This is a genomic window from Mucilaginibacter daejeonensis, assembly GCF_020783335.1.
GTDB lineage: Bacteria > Bacteroidota > Bacteroidia > Sphingobacteriales > Sphingobacteriaceae > Mucilaginibacter > Mucilaginibacter daejeonensis.
Map to the genome: position 1 here is coordinate 2,521,417 of NZ_CP086068.1, position 18,890 is coordinate 2,540,306.

At 47.1% G+C, this 18,890-nt stretch carries 20 protein-coding genes; 2 read left to right on the forward strand and 18 right to left on the reverse strand.

Annotation, left to right across the window (positions count from 1 at the left end; all coding sequences use genetic code 11):
* Nucleotides 1–12 precede the first annotated feature (12 nt).
* Nucleotides 13–924 carry a helix-turn-helix domain-containing protein gene (locus LLH06_RS10635; protein ID WP_228169271.1) on the forward strand — a complete coding sequence of 304 codons (912 nt, stop codon included), beginning with the start codon at nucleotides 13–15 and terminating at the stop codon, nucleotides 922–924.
* 106 nt (nucleotides 925–1,030) lie between these two features.
* Here the strand turns inward: LLH06_RS10635 and LLH06_RS10640 are convergent, their stop codons facing one another.
* The 8 genes from LLH06_RS10640 to LLH06_RS10675 form a co-directional block, all read right to left on the reverse strand.
* The gene (locus LLH06_RS10640) at nucleotides 1,031–1,630 is read right to left on the reverse strand and encodes a hypothetical protein (protein WP_228169272.1); all 600 of its coding nucleotides are present in this window, start codon (nucleotides 1,628–1,630) and stop codon (nucleotides 1,031–1,033) included.
* 104 nt (nucleotides 1,631–1,734) lie between these two features.
* A complete protein-coding gene (locus tag LLH06_RS10645) occupies nucleotides 1,735–2,301 on the reverse strand; it encodes a Crp/Fnr family transcriptional regulator (protein ID WP_228169273.1) in 567 nt (188 codons plus the stop codon).
* Nucleotides 2,298–3,056 (reverse strand): HAD-IIA family hydrolase, encoded by a 759-nt coding sequence (locus tag LLH06_RS10650; RefSeq protein WP_262909311.1) that lies wholly within the window; start codon nucleotides 3,054–3,056, stop codon nucleotides 2,298–2,300. The genes LLH06_RS10645 and LLH06_RS10650 overlap by 4 nt, the downstream gene beginning before the upstream one ends.
* Before the next feature lie 326 nt (nucleotides 3,057–3,382).
* The gene (locus LLH06_RS10655; protein ID WP_228169275.1) at nucleotides 3,383–3,640 is read right to left on the reverse strand and encodes a hypothetical protein; all 258 of its coding nucleotides are present in this window, start codon (nucleotides 3,638–3,640) and stop codon (nucleotides 3,383–3,385) included.
* Nucleotides 3,641–3,755: 115 nt separating this feature from the next.
* On the reverse strand, nucleotides 3,756–4,136 hold the full coding sequence (locus LLH06_RS10660; protein WP_228169276.1) for a YidH family protein: 381 nt from the start codon (nucleotides 4,134–4,136) through the stop codon (nucleotides 3,756–3,758).
* Nucleotides 4,129–5,064: a DMT family transporter gene (locus tag LLH06_RS10665; protein ID WP_228169277.1), complete on the reverse strand. Its 936-nt coding sequence runs from the start codon at nucleotides 5,062–5,064 to the stop codon at nucleotides 4,129–4,131. The genes LLH06_RS10660 and LLH06_RS10665 overlap by 8 nt, the downstream gene beginning before the upstream one ends.
* Before the next feature lie 61 nt (nucleotides 5,065–5,125).
* Nucleotides 5,126–5,347: a helix-turn-helix domain-containing protein gene (locus LLH06_RS10670; RefSeq protein WP_228169278.1), complete on the reverse strand. Its 222-nt coding sequence runs from the start codon at nucleotides 5,345–5,347 to the stop codon at nucleotides 5,126–5,128.
* A gap of 193 nt (nucleotides 5,348–5,540) precedes the next feature.
* Complete coding sequence (locus tag LLH06_RS10675; RefSeq protein WP_228169279.1) at nucleotides 5,541–6,605, reverse strand: sodium:calcium antiporter; 1,065 nt, start codon at nucleotides 6,603–6,605, stop codon at nucleotides 5,541–5,543.
* Nucleotides 6,606–6,835: 230 nt separating this feature from the next.
* Between LLH06_RS10675 and LLH06_RS10680 the strand changes: the two genes are divergently transcribed.
* Nucleotides 6,836–7,312 carry a hypothetical protein gene (locus LLH06_RS10680; RefSeq protein ID WP_228169280.1) on the forward strand — a complete coding sequence of 159 codons (477 nt, stop codon included), beginning with the start codon at nucleotides 6,836–6,838 and terminating at the stop codon, nucleotides 7,310–7,312.
* Nucleotides 7,313–7,927: 615 nt separating this feature from the next.
* Here LLH06_RS10680 and LLH06_RS10685 read toward each other — a convergent pair.
* The 10 genes from LLH06_RS10685 to LLH06_RS10725 all read right to left on the reverse strand — a co-directional run bounded on the left by LLH06_RS10685 (nucleotide 7,928) and on the right by LLH06_RS10725 (nucleotide 18,885).
* Nucleotides 7,928–8,359: a hypothetical protein gene (locus LLH06_RS10685; RefSeq protein WP_228169281.1), complete on the reverse strand. Its 432-nt coding sequence runs from the start codon at nucleotides 8,357–8,359 to the stop codon at nucleotides 7,928–7,930.
* Entirely contained in the window at nucleotides 8,304–8,555 is a 252-nt protein-coding gene (locus LLH06_RS10690; RefSeq protein ID WP_228169282.1) for a phospholipase D-like domain-containing protein, read from the reverse strand. Before LLH06_RS10690 ends, LLH06_RS10685 begins: the two co-directional genes overlap by 56 nt.
* A gap of 119 nt (nucleotides 8,556–8,674) precedes the next feature.
* A complete protein-coding gene (locus tag LLH06_RS10695) occupies nucleotides 8,675–9,745 on the reverse strand; it encodes a type I restriction endonuclease (protein ID WP_228169283.1) in 1,071 nt (356 codons plus the stop codon).
* Nucleotides 9,746–9,807: 62 nt separating this feature from the next.
* Complete coding sequence (locus LLH06_RS20795; RefSeq protein WP_394800277.1) at nucleotides 9,808–10,032, reverse strand: DUF3892 domain-containing protein; 225 nt, start codon at nucleotides 10,030–10,032, stop codon at nucleotides 9,808–9,810.
* 84 nt (nucleotides 10,033–10,116) lie between these two features.
* Nucleotides 10,117–10,854, reverse strand: coding sequence for an OmpA family protein (locus LLH06_RS10700; protein WP_228169284.1), 738 nt, complete (start codon nucleotides 10,852–10,854; stop codon nucleotides 10,117–10,119).
* 11 nt (nucleotides 10,855–10,865) lie between these two features.
* Nucleotides 10,866–11,516 carry a TerD family protein gene (locus tag LLH06_RS10705; protein WP_228169285.1) on the reverse strand — a complete coding sequence of 217 codons (651 nt, stop codon included), beginning with the start codon at nucleotides 11,514–11,516 and terminating at the stop codon, nucleotides 10,866–10,868.
* Nucleotides 11,517–11,533: 17 nt separating this feature from the next.
* The gene (locus LLH06_RS10710; RefSeq protein WP_228169286.1) at nucleotides 11,534–12,100 is read right to left on the reverse strand and encodes a TerD family protein; all 567 of its coding nucleotides are present in this window, start codon (nucleotides 12,098–12,100) and stop codon (nucleotides 11,534–11,536) included.
* A gap of 4 nt (nucleotides 12,101–12,104) precedes the next feature.
* Nucleotides 12,105–13,346 (reverse strand): hypothetical protein, encoded by a 1,242-nt coding sequence (locus LLH06_RS10715; RefSeq protein WP_228169287.1) that lies wholly within the window; start codon nucleotides 13,344–13,346, stop codon nucleotides 12,105–12,107.
* Between the two features lie 2 nt (nucleotides 13,347–13,348).
* On the reverse strand, nucleotides 13,349–17,236 hold the full coding sequence (locus LLH06_RS10720) for an acetate and sugar kinases/Hsc70/actin family protein (protein WP_228169288.1): 3,888 nt from the start codon (nucleotides 17,234–17,236) through the stop codon (nucleotides 13,349–13,351).
* On the reverse strand, nucleotides 17,233–18,885 hold the full coding sequence (locus LLH06_RS10725) for an FtsZ/tubulin family protein (RefSeq protein ID WP_228169289.1): 1,653 nt from the start codon (nucleotides 18,883–18,885) through the stop codon (nucleotides 17,233–17,235). Before LLH06_RS10725 ends, LLH06_RS10720 begins: the two co-directional genes overlap by 4 nt.
* Nucleotides 18,886–18,890 lie beyond the last annotated feature (5 nt).

Consider the following 18,890-nt stretch of genomic DNA (forward strand, 5'->3'; position numbering starts at 1 on the left):
TTGATCATCGAAATGGACAAGCCAAAGATCCCGAAAATAGGATCGATCAGAGAAGTACACCGCATGTTGGATCTGCCGGGTCCCAGGCATCCCTTGATCACGCTTTTTGACACACGCGATGAACGGATCGACCTGAGCCGCTTACCGGTCAGTTATGTGACCACTCTGTATAAGATCTCCTTCATCGAAAATTTAGGCGGTAAGTTCAGATACGGGCAGGGCTATTATGATTTTGATGAAGGAAGTATGGTCTTCACCGCACCCAATCAGGTAGTTGGCAGCACCGCTATCTATAGAGGTAACGAGGGATATTCGCTGATCTTTCACCAAGATCTGTTACAGGGTTATCCACTGGCTGCTAAGATCAGGCAGTATGGCTTTTTTTCTTATTCCTCGAACGAAGCCCTTCACCTCTCTGAGCAGGAAAGAAAGACAGTTACGACCATTTTTGGGATCATTGAAGAGGAATTGAACAGTCGTATCGACGATCTCAGTCAGGAAGTGGTCATCGCTCAGATAGAACTACTGTTAACGTATGCAAAGCGCTTTTATAAGCGTCAATTCCTCACCAGGCAAGCGGCGACGAGTGACCTGCTTCAGCAATTCGAAACGGCCTTGAATACCTACTTTCAGAATGAAAGGCCGGTCGTTGAGGGTTTGCCTACCGTGCAGCAACTGGCGGATCGACTGAATTACACGCCTAACTATTTAAGTGATATGTTACGCTCGCTCACCGGCCTAAACGCACAGCAGCACATTCATCAACAGCTGATCGAACGATCTAAAGATCTACTTGCGACAACGACCTTGACCATTAGCGAGGTGGCCTATCAGATGGGTTTTGAGCATCCACAATCGTTCAGCCGCCTATTCAAGATCAAAACGCAATTATCACCGGCCCAATTCAAAGCGTCTTTGAACTGATGTATTGGGGATGGGTTCGCAAGAACGAACTTCCAGACAGTTTTAAATTGATCTGAATAGTGACCCGATCAAGCCAACAAAAGGCAACGCCCACTTCTCAGCACAACTAAGGCCTATCGCTACGCTTCCTGATCAATCGGCAGATCGCATAAATGCCTGGTATCATCGGCAGGATGGCGGTATACATCCCGGCGAAATAATACTCACCTGTCGTCTTGTAATAGTAATTAGGCATCGCGTCGATGTGCACACCCTTGATCTCTCGACTGATCGAGCTGATATTGCCCGGCTCCAGTTGAGGACTAATTAGCGGAAAAATAAAATGGGTGAATTCTGCGACGCCGGGACCAATAAAGATAAAACAGGCAACGAATCCGGCAAGTGGTATCTTTTTATACAAGCCCCAAGTGGTCAGTGTATAGATGGTGGGCCCAACCAAAGCAAAGACCATCAAAAAGCTTCTCTCACTCCAAGGGATATTGAACAGCCGGCTCATGGCTGGCCCAAAACCGCTCAGGTATTCTTCGATAATGTGAATTTGCAGACCAGCGACCGTGAAAACAAATAGCGGCAGCATGACCTTTGGTTCTACCGGACGTTTTAGATAGATGAAATACCATAGGAACAATGCGAGGATCGCAGAACCGCCGACAATAATTACCGGCGGTAAGCCGATCTTGATATAGCCGATCAAGGGTAAGATCATGCAGCAAATGGCTGCGATGATCAAGCTGTATCGTTGAACTTTTGATGTTCGCATCGGCAAAGCTGCCCATAACCCTCCGGGTATTATTTATCATATGATAAAAACTAACGTATGGCCCTGATCCGGCTCAACGATACCTGCGTGATACCGAGGTATGACGCGAGGTCTGCCAGGCTGATCCGCTTTAAAAGCTGACCCTGTTCAACGAGGAAACGATCATAACGTTGTTTGGCATCCTCTTCCAGCATTTCACTGATCCGTTTCATCATGTTGATCGATGCGGCTGTTACAAGGGAACGGAAAAATCGCTCCAGGCTATGATGCCTGTCACACAACTCGTCCATATCTGCCTTGCTAATATAACTGATGGTTGCCGGCTCCAATGCTATGATATCATATGTCGACGGCGTATGCTGAAAATAACTGTCCAGCACAGTGAATATTGAGTGCTCGGCAAAGAACCGCATAATGAACTCTTTGTCCCCATTATCGAAACAGGTTTTGGTCAATCCCGCCTCAATGAAATAAATATATCTACAAACCCGGCCCGAAGCTAATACATGGTCGCCTTTATCAAAATGTACCGTTCGGATCGTTGTTTCAAGCGCTTCTCTGGCCCTATCATCCAGCGGTGACAGCAGATCAGCAAATTCGGGTAACCGGCTTGTCATGCTGACCACCACTTCAACGGTAATTCGATTTGGTCGGCACTATCCACCACCAGGTTTGGCTTATAGGCATAGCGATCGACCTCTTCCCGATCCGCAATACCCGACAACACCAGGATGGTTTTAAAGCCCATATAAAGTCCGCCGATGATATCCGTTTCCATGGTATCACCGATCACGGTCGTTTGTTCCGGACGCAGGCCCATGTAAGCAGCAGCAGAGCGCATCATGACAGGGCTGGGTTTACCGATGACAAAGGCCTCGCGACCGCAGCCTTCCTCGATCATGGCAGCGGTAGCGGCAATGCCCAGATTGTTCCAGCCGGCCTTCCTCGGAGAAGGGTCCCTGTTGGTCGCAATGAAGCGGGCGCCGTTCAGGATCATATCAACAGCCGTTCGTACCATCTTCAGATTGAATTCAACGCCTTCGCCGAGGATCACAAAATCCGGATCCTGATCTACCAGTTGAATACCATGATTTTCCAGGCTTTTCAAGAGTCCGCCTTCGCCTAATACATAAGCAGTGCAGTTTGGAAATTCTTCTTTCAGGAAAGTTGCAGTCGCCATTGCGCTGGTGTAAATATGTTCTTCAGTAACACCGCTGATGCCCAGCTTTTCCAGCTTCTCCAATGCTTCCCGACGGCTGCGGGAACTGTTATTGGATAAAAAGGTAAAATTGATCCTGTCCTTGAGCAAACGCTGAACAAAAACGTCACCGCCCTTGATCAAGTCCTCACCGGCGTAGATCACACCATCCATATCGATCATTAGTCCGTGTTTCCCCATGCTAATAAGGCACTTTATGCTTTTTGGATCGTTTTATTAAGGTCACTATCCCCGCCCTGTACGTTCGTTAACACCATGATCACTTTTACAACGACCATGGGTATCATCATGGTTCATTACCCATCATCACTAACATTAATTGATGAGTCATTTTACGCCATGTTTCTATTTAACCGTAGGCTTCTAATAAGATCTTTAGACACATCAATGTTCATTTTACACAGAAAGATCGATCACTAGAGTTGCCCAAATGTCAATGTGTAGAGCTGATGATTCTGACGAGCTTCAATTCTCTTATCTCAGGTGTGTTTTGATTTCCAAACCCGAAAGCCGGTATCCTCCATTCCATTTCTTCTGATGGTGATCATAATGTCTTCATCACGATCCGGGAATTGACTTTCGATCAATTCCTTGATCTCTGTTTGCAACTCTTCCAATTCACCTACATTTTTGGGTTCGACGGTTATGACGGGTTGTCCCATAAAAGAGCTCAGCTGACCTGAATGACTACACTTTTCTTTCAATAGGGCTGTTACCTTAGCTGCGAATGTTTCCATTAACACCTAACGGTTCCACAACCTATATGTTTGAAAATCAAACTTAATTTGTCGTTATATTAAAATTTGTTAATTGACAGATCATTATTAAATCACTATAGCTTTGAATCATGAGTTATAAATTCGGCAGCAAATAATACAGCAGTAGCAAACTACCGGCGATCACACCGATGGTCAGTGTTAATAGCAAGGTGGAATGCGGCCTGAAATCGGCATTGAGCAGATGCTTTTCCACCTGCCTGTATCTCAGGTAACCGATCAAAGCTGCAATAGCACCAACACCAACTAAACAGAACCCGATCACTCCCGAAAAGCCTGTGACCGGCGTGGATGGATGCCCGGTGACCGCTATGGACAATTGCCGGACGAAAAGCGAGAATTTCACGACAACGAAACCGAATCCCATGAGGGCGATACTGGTTCTGATCCAGGCCAGAAATGTACGTTCATTAGCTAAATGGTCGCTGACACTGTCCTTAAGGCCATTGTTATTCATTCTGATCTTCTCCTTTCTCAATCTGCCTGGCCATGTCGCGATGGACGCTGATCATGAGCAATACCCCGCAGAAGACCAACGAAAAACCGGCGAGGTGTATCCATTGAAAATCCTCGTGCAGGAGCACATATGACAAGACCAGTGCGCTGACAGGCATCACGCCCATAAAGGAGGCGGCGATGCTTCCCTCTACCTTGCTGATACCTTTATACCACAGTACTGAACCAAGGCCCATGGTGACCAGGCCGTAGGCAACGAGGTAAAGCCAGTCCTGCGGCTCCACCCCTGAGACCTCGAATCTTGGATATTGCCATACCCCCATTGGAATGAACAGGACGAACGCCAAAAGTGCAGAGATCCCTGCGACCTCTTCTGGAGGATAGTTTTTTGTAAGCGCTTTGCCCATCAGTGTATAACTCACCTCGCAGCAGACCGCCGCAAAGATCAGTATCATACCTAACCATGGGTGCTGACCTGCCGAATTTGCCTCATCTGCCCTGAACACTTGTAGGACCAGTACGCCGCCAATGGCCAGGGCCAGTGCGAGTGATCGTTTCCAGGTGACGGGATCTTTAAAGAAAAGAATAGAAGCGATAGCCGTGACGGCTGGTGTCGTGCTCATCACCACACTGCCGGTGACCCCGCTCACCAACTTCATTCCGTACAACATCAGTGCTGTGAAACCCAATGTTCCGAATAGCGCAATGCCGAACAACAGCCACCGGTCTCTGCCTTTATATTTCCGAATATTTCTGAGATCGATGAAAGGCCAAAGGACCAAAAAAGCCAGTAACACCCGTAAGCCACCGGCGATGAAAACTGGAAAGACCTTCGTGACCAGGCCACTGAGCGGTGTGGCACTCCCAAATAGGACCATTCCCATGAAGAGCTGAGCATAGACGATAGGACCGGTACGCTTACTTGTCATAACAGTTCAACCCATCATCAAATAAATGGTTTGCGTCTGTTTAACAGACATGCAGGCAGTATCAAGGCTTGACCAGGACCTTTATATCTACGTTGAACACGTCAGACAGACAGATCAGCTGTTCTACACGTAATTTACTATATCCCAATTCCAATTTGCTATAGGCGTTCTGTGATATCCCCAATGTCGATGCGACTTGATCTTGCGAGAGCCCCTGTTGGATACGAATAGTTCGGATATTATCAACGATCACAGATGCTTTGCGGGTATACTTTCTATCCATGGCTACCAATTCTTACAAATCCAGCTTAAGATCAACGATGAAAGAAACCGCGGAGATCATTTCAGCTCTTTGCTTTTAACAATAAGAGTGCCACTGTGGTCATCCTTGTTGTATGAAATAAAACCATTGTGAACAGTAACGGGACTCATTGATGTTGATCAATAGTTCTTGATTCGGGGTAGCGAAGTATTCGTTATTTGCCGATCAGGAACAATCCGCCTATACTCAGCAGGTAAACGAGCAGAACGGCCAACGAGTCTATCCCCATGCGCATGTACTGTTTTGGGGACCGAAAGATCAAGCCCACGCTATAGATCAGTGTTAGCAAAAGCGCAACGCCGGTCAGGTATATATCAGACGGATGTGCCTGAGGAAGTGATGGTTTTGCAGCGATAGCGGAGGCCAGTAGAAAAAGGACGGGCAGAAATGCATTCCCACCCAGGATATCGCTCACAGCAAGCTCATGGTCACCCTGCTTTATAGCGGCCAGCCCGGTAGAGATCTCAGGAAGGGAAGTTGCCAGGGCTAATATGGTCGCTCCGAACACAAGACCATCCAAATGTATCTCTTTGGCGAGAGCCTCCCCGCTCATTTCAAGCAATAAGCCCGCAACCAAGGTCAAGATCGCACAAAAGAGAAAAAGGCTTACCACTTTAGCTATTGATCGACCACGATCATGCTGTTCTTGGAGCTTTTCAGGATCCCCAGCCCCCGACACCCGATCATCATGACCCATGGCTTGCTTTTTCCAAGGCAACCCCTTCCCTGCTTCTTTGACCAGCAACAAACTTACCAGCCATACCAAAGCGATCATGACATTTGCCGGGGAGATACCGAACAGGGAGACCTTGGAAGGCAGCTGATGCCCGATCACCACCAACGTCAGGACAGCTGCTACGGCAAGCGTTTCCAGCAATAAGGTCATAGACGCGGCCACATGGGTAAGTGCCCCCTTTTTCCCTAAGCCAAATACATCTAACACTACCAGGACCAATGTTTGCAGCGCGATACCACCCAGAATGTTCCCGGTGGCCAGGTCTAAACTACCTTTCAATGCAGCACTGATCGTAATGGCGATCTCGGGTAAGTTGGTCACTATAGCCAATATGATCGTACCCCCTAAGGCCTGACCTAAATGGAACCGGTCGGACAACGCATCTGTGGTCTTAGATAAACGTATGCCTGCCCACCAAATGGCGGCCGCGGCAGCAATAAAGATCAACAGTAATATGGGCAAGGACAAAGATGGAAGCTGCATGGGACCAGTTCAGAAGTGTAACGGCAATGTTCGGTAAAGCGGCCTATCGCCAGTTTTGTTTTGGGATAGTTAAAGATCTTGAATGCGTGTTCCGTCAGATCGGAACAGCCGCGTTGATGTAGCGTACGAGTGGGTACCGGGTCTTAGACCATCGTCCAACCATAGATCAACTGTAACGAGAATGACTATTGGAAGGTATGGGTAAATGCACCATTTATAAATGATCATTGATGAAAAAGTTATCGTTCCCCCTCCTCGCCTTTGTATTCTTCCTCACTATATCATGCACCAAAAACAACAGCGAACGAACGGCCTGTACAGGACAGTATGTTTATCCGACCTTGAAGTTCAAGGTGATCGACAAGACCACCAGAGCGGATCTTTTCTTTTCTTCAACACCTACCTATCTTCTTTCAGATATTAAGATCATCTTTAAGAATGGCTCGAATAGATCAGATCCGATACGGCCAACTGTGGTCAGTAGAGAGACTTCAAAATATTTCTCTTTCACAGCTCCAAGGGTCCTTCCGACCGACACCTGTATCATTAAGATAAAAGCTCTAAAAAGTGATACTTTAGTATATACCATTGCCAGATCTTCAGGCACTTGCCCCCTCTGGTTCGTTAATGGTGTCATCATCAACAGATCATCTCCCCCGGTGACGTTGATGATCAACGAGACCCTATCCATTCCAAAGGACCTATGAACAATTATCACGAAAATATTTATTGCTTCCAGGTGATGACGAACGTCAGCACTTTTACTAGTACGATCTTAACAGGAGCGATCCTGATCTTTTAGAAAACGGATCACTGTAAGGCCTGAAGGTAGACCTAGTGAGAGCGGACCGTCCCCGAGCCATAGATAGACTATTTTCTTCTCCGATCTTTGATCAGGCATGAACATCGTCTAAGATGTAGATACAGCGTCACAAAAATTGTTGTGGTTCATTTATCGGAAGACAATAAGGTCAATATATACTTAATGACTTGGGGCGCCTCCTCTCGGTCGTTCACTTTTACGGCATCCGTATTGATCTTATCAATGCCGTTGACCTTGCATCCCGCAGGGCCAGGCCGATATATATCACTGAAGATCCTTGCGAGAAATTCACCTATGGGCTAGATCACTCACAGGTGTCTACGTGAATTTTCACGTATGATCCTCGCATTTACGCGCCATAAAAATACCGCCCAGATCCCGATAGCAATACTATAGGAGATCCAAGGATCGTCCTTCATGATCATAGTATTCCAAAGCGCTATGGTCGAAATAATGCAAGTTAAGATGAATCGAATGAGTGTTCTCATATAAAATATAGTTATCGATCACCTGACAGACCATCTATTGAATGACTTTCTAAAAGCTCGTTCAGAAAGTAGGTGTGGCGTTTCGATTTTCTTGTTCTAACGGACGTCCGCAAGCCAAAGGCCTTTTGAAATGCCGATAGGCTCAGCCGATCGAGTGAAAATTGACGGGTTCCTTGGTTACAGGAGATGGCCACTTGATCTTTGACCAGCGTGAAGGTCACCCACTGTTGCTTCAAGGCAAGGGCGATCTTGATATCGATCAAAGGGGCGAGCAGGTCGTTGCCAAAGATGAGCTCAAATCGCCTATTTTTATAACGAGCGCAAAGGTATCGTATCTGCTTTGGTAGAGGAACATTACCCAAGGCGATCAGGCTCACCGCGTTGAGATCAGGGTAAAAAGATGAATGGAGGGAAAGGTAGGCGACCAAAGTCCAGCTTTTCATTTTCCTGGTTATCTGCAATGATTATTTCAATATGGACGCCTTCTGCTAATTTTTGCATCAGGATATCATACAGGTCCTCGTCCGTGAACCAGCCGGTAGCAATCAGTATTTCAAATTCTGCCTTTTGAAGTTCACTTTGAATCTTGGTGTATATATCCTTATTGTCATTGATCACTTGCTGATCCATCAATTCCATATTATTTTGCTATTTAGATATAGTTGATTAGAAGTTGCATGGCTATATTAGAAGCTTCATAATTTGATGGTAGCTCAAAAGATAATCAATTGAGCTAATGAGCCTTCAGTGATGAAATTTTAGGTTAGGTAAAGTTTAACCGTTTCAAGAAATTGCGCTCGTAATCCATATATCCCTTCCAGAGCTGAGATGTCATGACGCGTAAAATTCTTATCAGCTCCGGCAATGCCTATACTTAGCTTCTTGGTGTTAAAGTAGAAGCGGCAGATCGGCTTGCGGTTGTTATCATCCAGGAGGATGGCGCAGTAGGACTGGGCATCTCGCATCACGACCCTTTTAGTATCAATGACCTCGGCAAGAATAGACTTCACGATCATATGCCCCATGATCTCTTCGGGTGTGGTGATGATCTTATCATCAGCTTCCGGTGCTACAGCCGCCGTCTGGGTGGGCTTTTCCTGAATCGTTTCCGGTAGCGTGTCCACTTGTAGTACGGTTTTCAGCTTTTCATTGATGATCTCGCTCACGTACAATGCACAAGCTGTTTTTGTAATGGATTTGAATTGCTCTAATACCTTTTGAGTCATGGCACTTGGGTATACTTTCTTGGCGAAATACCGTACGAAATCATCCGTGGGTTCGGAAAAGTCCTGGTGCAAGTGATGCTTGATCTGGTTCAAGAATTTTAGCTCACTGGCCGTATTGGTGATATTGTCGACGTTGAAATAGGATTTATGAAATTTTTTCAGTTCCCCGATCTCGTTCTCTTTAATATCCGTGATCTTGAATTCAAAGAAGGGTTTGTCATCCATTTTATTAGGCGTGACCAGGTCAGTGTAAAAACGATACTCCACGCCGTTGGTAAGCAGGCTGAATTTGGCCTCCGTGGTATGAAAATAGCGGAACAGCTGGGAATTATGCGGATTGAGGTCCTGTGTATAATGCTTGCATTCGATGAGCAGTATAGGTTTGCCTTCACTTAAAATGGCATAATCTACCTTCTCTCCCTTCTTGATACCGATGTCCGCTATAAATTCCGGGCTGACCTCAAAGGGGTTGAATACGTCATAGCCCAGCAGTTGAATGAACGGCATGATCAAAGCATTTTTCGTCGCTTCTTCGGTTTGTATTTGCGGACAGAGTTTATCAACCCGCGCAGCAAATTGTAAAATTGAATCTTTAAAATCCATAGTTATGTAATTCGGTTAAGGTTTAGTTGCGTTTTTATTACAGATCGATCAGGTGCTTAAAATTATGAGTCGGATACCACCGGGCATTCAGGCAAACTCAGCAAATTATCAGGCGTGTCCCGGTCAGCTTCGGTTCTCAAATACTTATTCCCGTGACGTAATGCCAGAATAATTTTGCGCACAGGCCCGTTCACGCTGATGTAAAAGTTATACTGACCCTGCTCTATACACAGAATCGCTTTGGGCAAGGATAACATCCACCTGGAGCCTCTAAGCAGGCCTCCCACACGTTGTATGCGCTAATGGCCGCTGGACCTGTACGTATTACGGATACAGGATATTTGTACGGGCTCTGCCATATTGATTTAGGATCAATTCGTGTACTGCACTTCCACGCGCCTGTTTTTCCTTCGGCCAGCTTCTGTACGGTTGGTGGCGATCGGATCATTGATACCTTTACCCTCCGCAACGATTTGCGAAGCGGAGACACCTTTACTGATGAGATAGGCTTTATAGGCATCAGCTCTGGCTTGCGAAATCACCTGATTATAAGCAGCGTCCCCTTCGCTGCTCGCATAACCCCAAACATAAACCCTTAACGCCGGATCTGCTTGTAGCTGGCGCTTGAACTGCGATATGACAGTTTTGGCAGGGGATCGAGGAACAGAAGATCCTGCCGAGAAGACGGCCGCAATGCGTGGCGCAATAGTATTGGGGCCTTTGACTTGATCAGCTGACTGAACCGCCTTCTGATCACTTTTTGCTATTGCCGGCTCGGATGGAGCGGAAGGCGCTTCGGCTACAGGGTCAGTTTTACTGCTTGAAGCATCAACTGCTGCCGTCGCAGGTGATCCATCAGTTGCTGAATTTCTAAGCGTTTTATCCGCCATCAGGGTAGTGTTCTTGCTCAAAGCAGAACTTGTGCCGGGTCTCTGAAGAAAATACCAGGCGACCCCGCCGGCGATCAGCAGCGTCAGTGCTGCATAAATCCAGTAAGGCTGCTTTTTGCTTAGTTCCGTCATGGGCTGATCATCGTTCTTGGACAGATCAAAACCGGGACGTTTAGGAGAGTCGGTCGACTCTTCATTTTTTTGTAGATCAAATGCCATGGGTCTTTAATTTAGGTATACATATCAACTAAGGTCTGCAAACTGCCGGTATGGGCCCTGCCCATGGCTTCGAACTCCCAGGCTGTACCTGCACGGTATAGCCGACCGAATTCGACAGCGTCCTCGTTCGTGTAGTGTTCTTTGAGTTCATAGCGGGTGATTTCTTCGCCGGTGTTTTCATTGACGATGCGGATATAGCAATCGTCGACCTGTCCGAAATTTAGGTTCATTGTTCTGCGGTCTTTTTTGTTGTCATTCGGATACTTGCAGATGGAACAACAAATAATGATCTGTTCGATCCTTTGATCGACCTTGGACAGGTCGATGAACATATCCTCATCATCTTCTCCGTCACTGCGTTTGCCGTCCGGATCATCAATGGCACCAAGGATAGCGCCGTCCTCAGTGACCGGGCGGTCTAAGCTCGTTTCAACAGCATCTTTCACGCAGTTGCCCATGCGTACCTGACCATAGAAAACGAAGTAAGAATCTGACGGGATCTTAAAATTCGCGCCGATGGCGAAAGCGGAGACATCCAGATCGAACTCCGGGCCACCAGGCTGGTCGTTCGGATGCCAGCCCATACCGATCTTTACCCGGGATAAGCCCGGGGCTGCTTTGGATAAGGAGAAGCGTTCCCCTTTACTTAAATTGAAAGCCATACATATATAAATTAAGTTTACTGATAAAGGTCGACGAGCGTGGCTAGTCCTCCGTTAAAGGCCTGTCCCAATGCTTCTACTTCCCAAAATCCGCCGCTCCGTGAAATAGAGGCGACGACCAATGAATCCTCCTTGCTGAAATGTTCATTTAAGGCGTACTCGCACAGCACAGTGTCGTCATCCGTATTGCGGATATAAATGGACGCATTCTTCACATGACCAAAATGATGCTGCCGTTCTTCTGATGCGTCGATAGTGACCGCTAGGTATAGGAACTCCACGTTCGTGTCTATTTTACTCAACTCGACATGAATTGCTTCATCGTCCCCTTCGCCTGCCCCGTCCCGGCTGTCACCCGGGTAGATCACGGCACCATCGGGACTGGCAGGATTGTTATAAAATACAAAATTTTCATCCCTGCCCAGTTTGCCGTCAGCACCCAGGAGAAATATGGAAAGGTCTAGATCTACTGGAAAGCCGTTGACTTTAGCCGTATCCCAGGCAAGGCCCGCGGTGATGCGGTGAAGCCCTGGTCTTTGCTTTTCCAGGGATAGCGGAGATTTCTTTTTTAATTGAATAGCCATAGGTCTATGTTTTTTTTTTAGGCGCCGGTAATGGCGGCGGCGGTATGGATCTAGGTGTATTTGATTTTGTTGGTAATGGCGGTGGGGCGGTGATCATTGGCTTCTTCGGCACGGGAAGGGACGGCTTCACCGCCGATGGCGGTAATGGAGGCAGCCTAGGCGGCACTATGGGTTTATGGATCTTCTTGACCTGATCTATTTGGTCAAAAATCTGTTGCATGGTCACCTCTTTATCCTGAGAAGTGATACTGATCAAATGCGGGTAAGCTTTAAGCAAACGCTCCGAAAAATAAGGCGTCTGTATCTGTTCATTAACCAGCACCACGCTCACCTGTTCCGGTTCAAGGGCCGCCTGTAGCAACAGCTCAGTGATCGCCGTAGTGACCATGAGGTCTCCCGTGTGGTATTGCAGGCGCTCTTCGACGCTTTTGAGCGGAACCCTGAACCAGTAACGATCACCGTTGTTCAATTCAGCATCGCCGCTCATGATCATTTGATCCGCTGACAGCAAACCAGAGCTAAAAGGCAATAATGCGCTGATCTCTTTGGATAAATTCAGTTGCAGATAAGGATTTTGTTCTACAATATAATCTACTATCATTTCAGATAGTATCCTGATACGGGGATCAGCACCCTGTCCCTGGATCGCCTGCACTTTTGGGGCGGCATCCGCACCTTTAGAATACACTTCAAGATAAAGCGTGTCATTTAGTCCTGTCAACAGTAATATCGCACGGTTTGGATTTGCATGTTGAAGGTACTCGACCAAGGCCTGATTGTATTGCAGTATAGCTATATTGCCGTAGCCAGCCTCTGTGAACATCTCAGCGATCAGCGTTTGTTCTGGAATGTCCAGATCAGGCTCAAATACAAAGGCCAGCGGCAGATTGGCCCGGTACGATTCGATGGAATCGCTTTTATACAACACAGAATTTAAAAAGTACGCCAGCAGCTGCTCTATACCGTAGTACAGCAGTTGCTTAACCCTTTTGGAACTACCGTGGAGGGTAAAGTGCCTGCTAGGATCTTTGATCAGTTCAAAATAGTTGCCAAAAGCATCTGGGTCATTTTGGAAAAATCGTTCTTTCGCAGCTGCACCGAGATCAAATTGGTTATCCCTGACGTAAAAGTAAAGGGGCACATCATGAATGCCTTTTAGCAACAGGGGTGCATGTTGCTTACCCTCGGTCCGGTACCAGGTGGTAACAGCGCGTTTGGAGATCCGTATGACGATACCGTACTGCATTCTCAATTCGCTTTGATGCCGGCTAACAAATGTTTTTCAAAAAACTTCATGCCTTCCAGGATAATGACAGGTGCGACATAATCAAATTTTTTCTGTTCCTGCCGAGTCCGGTTTTGTGCCGAAATAAATTCAGGGATAGACTTGATATAATTTTCAATGTTCATATCTTGAAAACCCTTTATGAAATCCGCTGGTGTCATCTTTAGACCGAACATCGATGAGCTTACTTTGTAAAATAGATCGGCGAAATCCATAAAGCGTGGGCAAGGGTCTTTGCCTGGTTCTACTTGGTAGAGGAAGTGGGAGCCGATATGTTCGATCATCTCCGGTAGAATGGAGTTAGTTGATAAAAGCCGTTCAACCTGCCCGCCCGGTTTGACTATACAAAAATTCTCCTCCCCTAAAATCTCGATAGCCTGCTTATTTTTGGGTACCAGGATACGGGTCTGGCCGGTAGGAATAGCAAGTCCTTTGGACACTTCATATTTAACATCAGCATTATTATGTTTTCTTTGCGAATTGATGTCAATGATCTGGAAAGGATTCAGAGACACGGGGACGATCGTTTGTCTGGCCACCGCTTCCCCGCCAATACCACGCAGGAACATCTGGGTGTAATAATCGCTGGCTGCTCTTTCGTCCACGGCGCTGAACCAGTCGAACATGCGTGCTCCCTTTCCTGCGAATGCTATCCTGACTTTTGGTGGGGTGGCCTTGACCAGCGGACTAGTACCATTCGCTTCGACGATAACCGTACGCAGCTTGTGGACCAACTGTCCGGCATAGAACATGATAAGCCCGGTAATGTATAGATTGATGCTCATCATTTCCTTACATTCGGCAGCAATAAGCCGGTAGAATACATCAAAATCTGTGTCCTCCAATCGATCGACCACTTGCTCGAAATAATAGGGAGCGGTATTGGTCGAAAACTTGTCCTCGCCAGTATTGAGTCCCTGGATGCTGATCTTTTTCTGCTCGCACATAATAAGCAGTACGCGCTTGAAATTAGCCGAGTGCTTGGTGGCCTGAGCTAAGCGCTCGGCAGCGAACCGGATCGAATTTTGTTTGATCATTGCCTTGCCATTCCCTAGATCGGATAGTACGGTGATATCCGTAGTACTGCCACCAATGTCAAAACAAAGCAGTAACTCCCCCTGGCTGACCGCATAACCATCGTTGGGGCGCAACATGTAATTGGCGACCGCACACGCTTCTGAAAGCGATTCGTCATCATTTAGCGTTTCAAAATCAAAGTTGAAGGGACCGTTATCAGTACGGATATTTACTTCGGCCGGTATGGTGGTTTTGGGTGTTCCCCAGCCGTTCTCCTGAGGAGGAACCAATGCTGGTATCGACCAGGAATTGGCCGATCGTTCCCCCCAAGCGGATGTCTGACCGCTAGTTTCGCTTGCTGACCAGCCGCTGGTTTGGCCGGTCGTCCAGCTCGGCGTATCCGTCTGCCCGATATCACCCAGATCAGACGGCCTACGGGTTTTCAGCTTAACCGGGCTGTTCAAAGGATTGATACTGATCAATGAATCCCATATTGCCCGGTATTCGCTTAGCAGGTCCTTACCCATGGAAGAGGGATAGGACCATTTCAGCGTATAAGGTTCGTGATTATCGACGAACAGCTGCGCGTAGATATGCAATAGCAGGGAACTCAGATATGCCGTTTTATAGCTTTTATCCAGGCTGCGTGCCGACCATTTCATATTATACACCAGTTCGGCGCTGCCGACACGGTTGTAACTCAAAAAGTAGCGGTGGTCCTCAGCCGTGTTGATCGGTAAATTTTTTTCAAAACATGGGAATCCTCCTTTGACCGCTTGTGCCAACAACGATTCTTGTAGCAGGCCGCTATCATTGACCACGCGTCTGGTGTCATGTATGGTCAGCACAGATTTTATCGAGTTGGTTAGGATCTCGTCGTTCTGAAAGAAAAAGATCTCGTCTTCGACCGCCGGGCGTTCGTCATTATTTTTGTTATCGTTACCTAGTAGCGAGATCCGCTTGTTACTCAGCCGTAATTCTTCACAGACCTTTCCGGTACTGGCTGACCAATAGGCCACCGAAGTATTGGTACTGCCGAAATCTACACCTAAATATGCCGGGGCAAGATTACGCATGCTATTGAGCATATTTACCGGAATAGTTTGGCTGTTGACCGTACCGGTGTATCGGATGATGCCAAAACCACATTCTGATCCTGCATGAGAGAAACGAATGCCTTTAAAGGGTTGATTGCTTTCGTAGATTTCGTATTTATACTTGTTGTCTGCAACCGCGTTATTGGAAGCAACATGGAGCTTAATATCCAAGCCTTTAGTGGCATCTGTCGTCAGCACCCTGCCTTTGTTCGCCAGATAAAGAGGTTGATCCTGATCGTCCAGCAAGATCCGGAAGAAGTCGTCCCGGACGTTTCCGATAAACGGACTTGCCTGAAATTTTGAATCGTTATGTGGCAATTCGGAGTACAGGAAGTAGCGCCCCCATTGTTTGGAAATAAAGTTAGGCCATAGCAGGATATCCCGTCCCCTGATCGTATCCCTGATGACGGGATAAACTACCTGTTTGGTGATCTCATTACCAGCATCCGTGATCAGTTTCATCTGTACGATCAGCTTCTCTCCATCCAGCTGGCCCGGATCATAAATAGCACTGATCCTGGAGCGCACATGGGTGGCATCGGTCAATCCGATCAAGGATTCTAGGTTTGCGCCAAATACGTTCAGTGCCAGTGGCGTTAGCGGTAGCGAGAAATAAGCGTAAGCGTTCGGTTGTCCTTTAGTTTCCGCGCTGAGCAGAAGAATAGGCTTGTCATGCAGGTAATGCCTGGACGTAACGCCGCTCTTGCCAAAGTCGAACTGTACGATTTCTGTAGCATCCGGTAAAAGCAGATCTTTGGGATCAAATGCAATACTCGCATCAGAGGTCGCATCGGTAGAGATCACGCCTTCTGACCCGTATAGAACAGTAGAGTAATTAAATAACCTGGCAAAAGGCTGCAAAAAGAGACTGCCAACTTCAGGCGGGGTTTGATGTTCCAGTCTGCCAAAGTTTCTTCGTTGTTGATACGCCACCATGTCGTTCATCCAACTGCGGATCGCAGCGGCGATATTGCTGTAATCAGGGCGTAGATCTTCTGGCAATGAACTGAACTGGGTCCGGAATGATTCGATCTGGTTGTGGATATGCGCAGCATAACCGTAGATCTTATAAAGTTCCTCAGGTTTGAGATCTGAACTTAGCGGATCGGTCAGCCGGCCAGTACCCACCTGGATAAATGGAAGCCGGTCTTTCAACTGATAGGCAACCGATGTAAAGAGGAAACAATCCGGCGAGGTTCCACCTATCACCTGTCCTTTATATGAAATGACATCTAAAAAAGGAATTTTCGGGGTGTTGTCGGCCAGTTGCTGGTCGCACCATAGCGGCTTACGTTCAAATAGAGCATTACCGAAAGCTCCTTTGGGTTCGTAGAGATTTATGGTCTCTGCAATGGATAAGCCGTCAGAATAAGCTAGATCTACGCGCTGGATGGCAATATCCTTGTAGTTGAGCGCGAGACAACTGATGAGTCCTTTCCACTCTTCCAACAGGGTCTTGTAAAAAGCTAAAAGGCCAAAGGCTTCGGCGTCTTTGTCCTGAATAGCATTGAAAGCATGCTCGAACATGCCTGCACGAGCGAAAACAGTAGGCATGCCCGATACGACCGACCCAATATTGGCTGAAGAGGTACCCGATTGATCAGTTTTGATCTCTGGTATGATAATGTGCTTAGTGAAGGTTTCCAGCTGGGGTATTTTATCCCATGCATGGGCGACGCCTTGCGGCTCTGTCGCCGATCTTACTTTAATGACAAGCGCCTTAAGGGTATTACTCATGATTTGGTCGGATTAGGTTGAAAGCCCTGAGAAATGGTGATCGCATTGTAGAGGTGCGCAAGAAATCTTTCCTTCGTCGTATGCACCTGTTGCTCAGCCGAAGGCGCAGATTCGATCAGCTTTTTTACAAACGTATCATAACGGCTGCTAAGCAGACTCTTAGGCCAGTGATATCTGGCATCAGTGAACAATGTCCCAACATCCAGCTTATGAAGCTCGCTGTGGTTATCAGAGAATGCTTTGCTGTTAAACAAAAAATTACCGGGAGCAATACTATTCCTGATCTGGTAAAGCCACCCGGGTATAAATTTATCGCGGTCGAACGTGTACGCAAAATATTTCAGGTAATCATTAATTGCAGTACAGGCAGAATCGTCAATGCTGCTGTACTGATCAATTTTATTTCTATGCAGAAGATCAATGAAAGCCTTGATCCCGGCATCACCCATTGCCCCTCCATTGGCCGAGAGAGAAATATGTGCCAGAGAGAAGAAGGCGCCCATTTTGTTGGCCAACACTTCGCCGGCGCGATCACTGCTGCCTACCAGATCTTCCGCAGTAAAGGTGAATGCCTGATTGGCGAATGGAACGGCTTTGTACAGGTACTCAGCCTTAGTTCCGTCTAGCAGAGAACTTCGATTAAAGAAATCGTATGCCGCACAGGCAGCCACTAATTCGGTAATGTGGCAGGCATTCTTTTGGTCCGCGCCACCTGTGATCGTTTTGTTGGAACTTTGGCCCTCATCTGCTTTTTTGCTTTCAACCGGCCACCCAATATGGTACAATAACTTATATGAGCGCTGAACGGTGGTATCACTGTGATAGAATTGGAGGGCAGCCTGGCTGTTAAGCGGAAAGTACGATGCATCAGCGATCACGCTGTCTTCCCGATTAATTCGTTGCTTATCATCAGGCTTCCTGAAAGTGAAATATTCTGTCAGAAGTGTGGCCCCGAATTTTGTCTTCGTCAGGTCTATACTTGATGCGCCTCTGGAACGGATCTCCACAAAGTCTTTCAACGCTCGCGGAAGCACGGGAATAGATGACGCGCCGGTGCCGCCAAATACAGATCCGAAAATGAATACCCGCGCTGCCTCTCCAGCCTGCTCCAGTTTTGACATAAACTGTTCAAGTTCTCTTTCCTGGGGTTGTACTTGCATACCTGCAGCAACATTTCTAGCTGCCTCCATGATACCATGGTACATGAGTAAAGAGCCCAAATGTGTTTGGGCCCGATAGCCATGGGCCAGGTTAAATCCCTGCACGGTGTGTTCATCCAGGAAAAGATCCGACAGCAATTTGTTATCCCGCTGCTGTTCCTGCTGTCCGGTGGTCAGTTTTGCGATGTTACGGTAGTTCTCCCGCCCTTTAATAGAATAGTTGGTAAAGAACCGATAGAGGTTCAGTTTAGCTGAAAAGAACGTATCTACATTGGGTGTGCCCCCCGCTGCAGTATCTGAGGTCTTGATGCGGTTATATAGCCTAATAAGCTCTTCTACTCTGCCTTTGTTGCCGTTGGTTTGATCGGTATCCAGCGTTAGTACTTCAACTTCGCGGTTATTGAACATACCGATGGCACAGAGGTGTACAAAAGATTCCAGGCAGCGCATTCCGGTGCCGCCGATGGCGATCACAAATAATTTATCCATAGTAA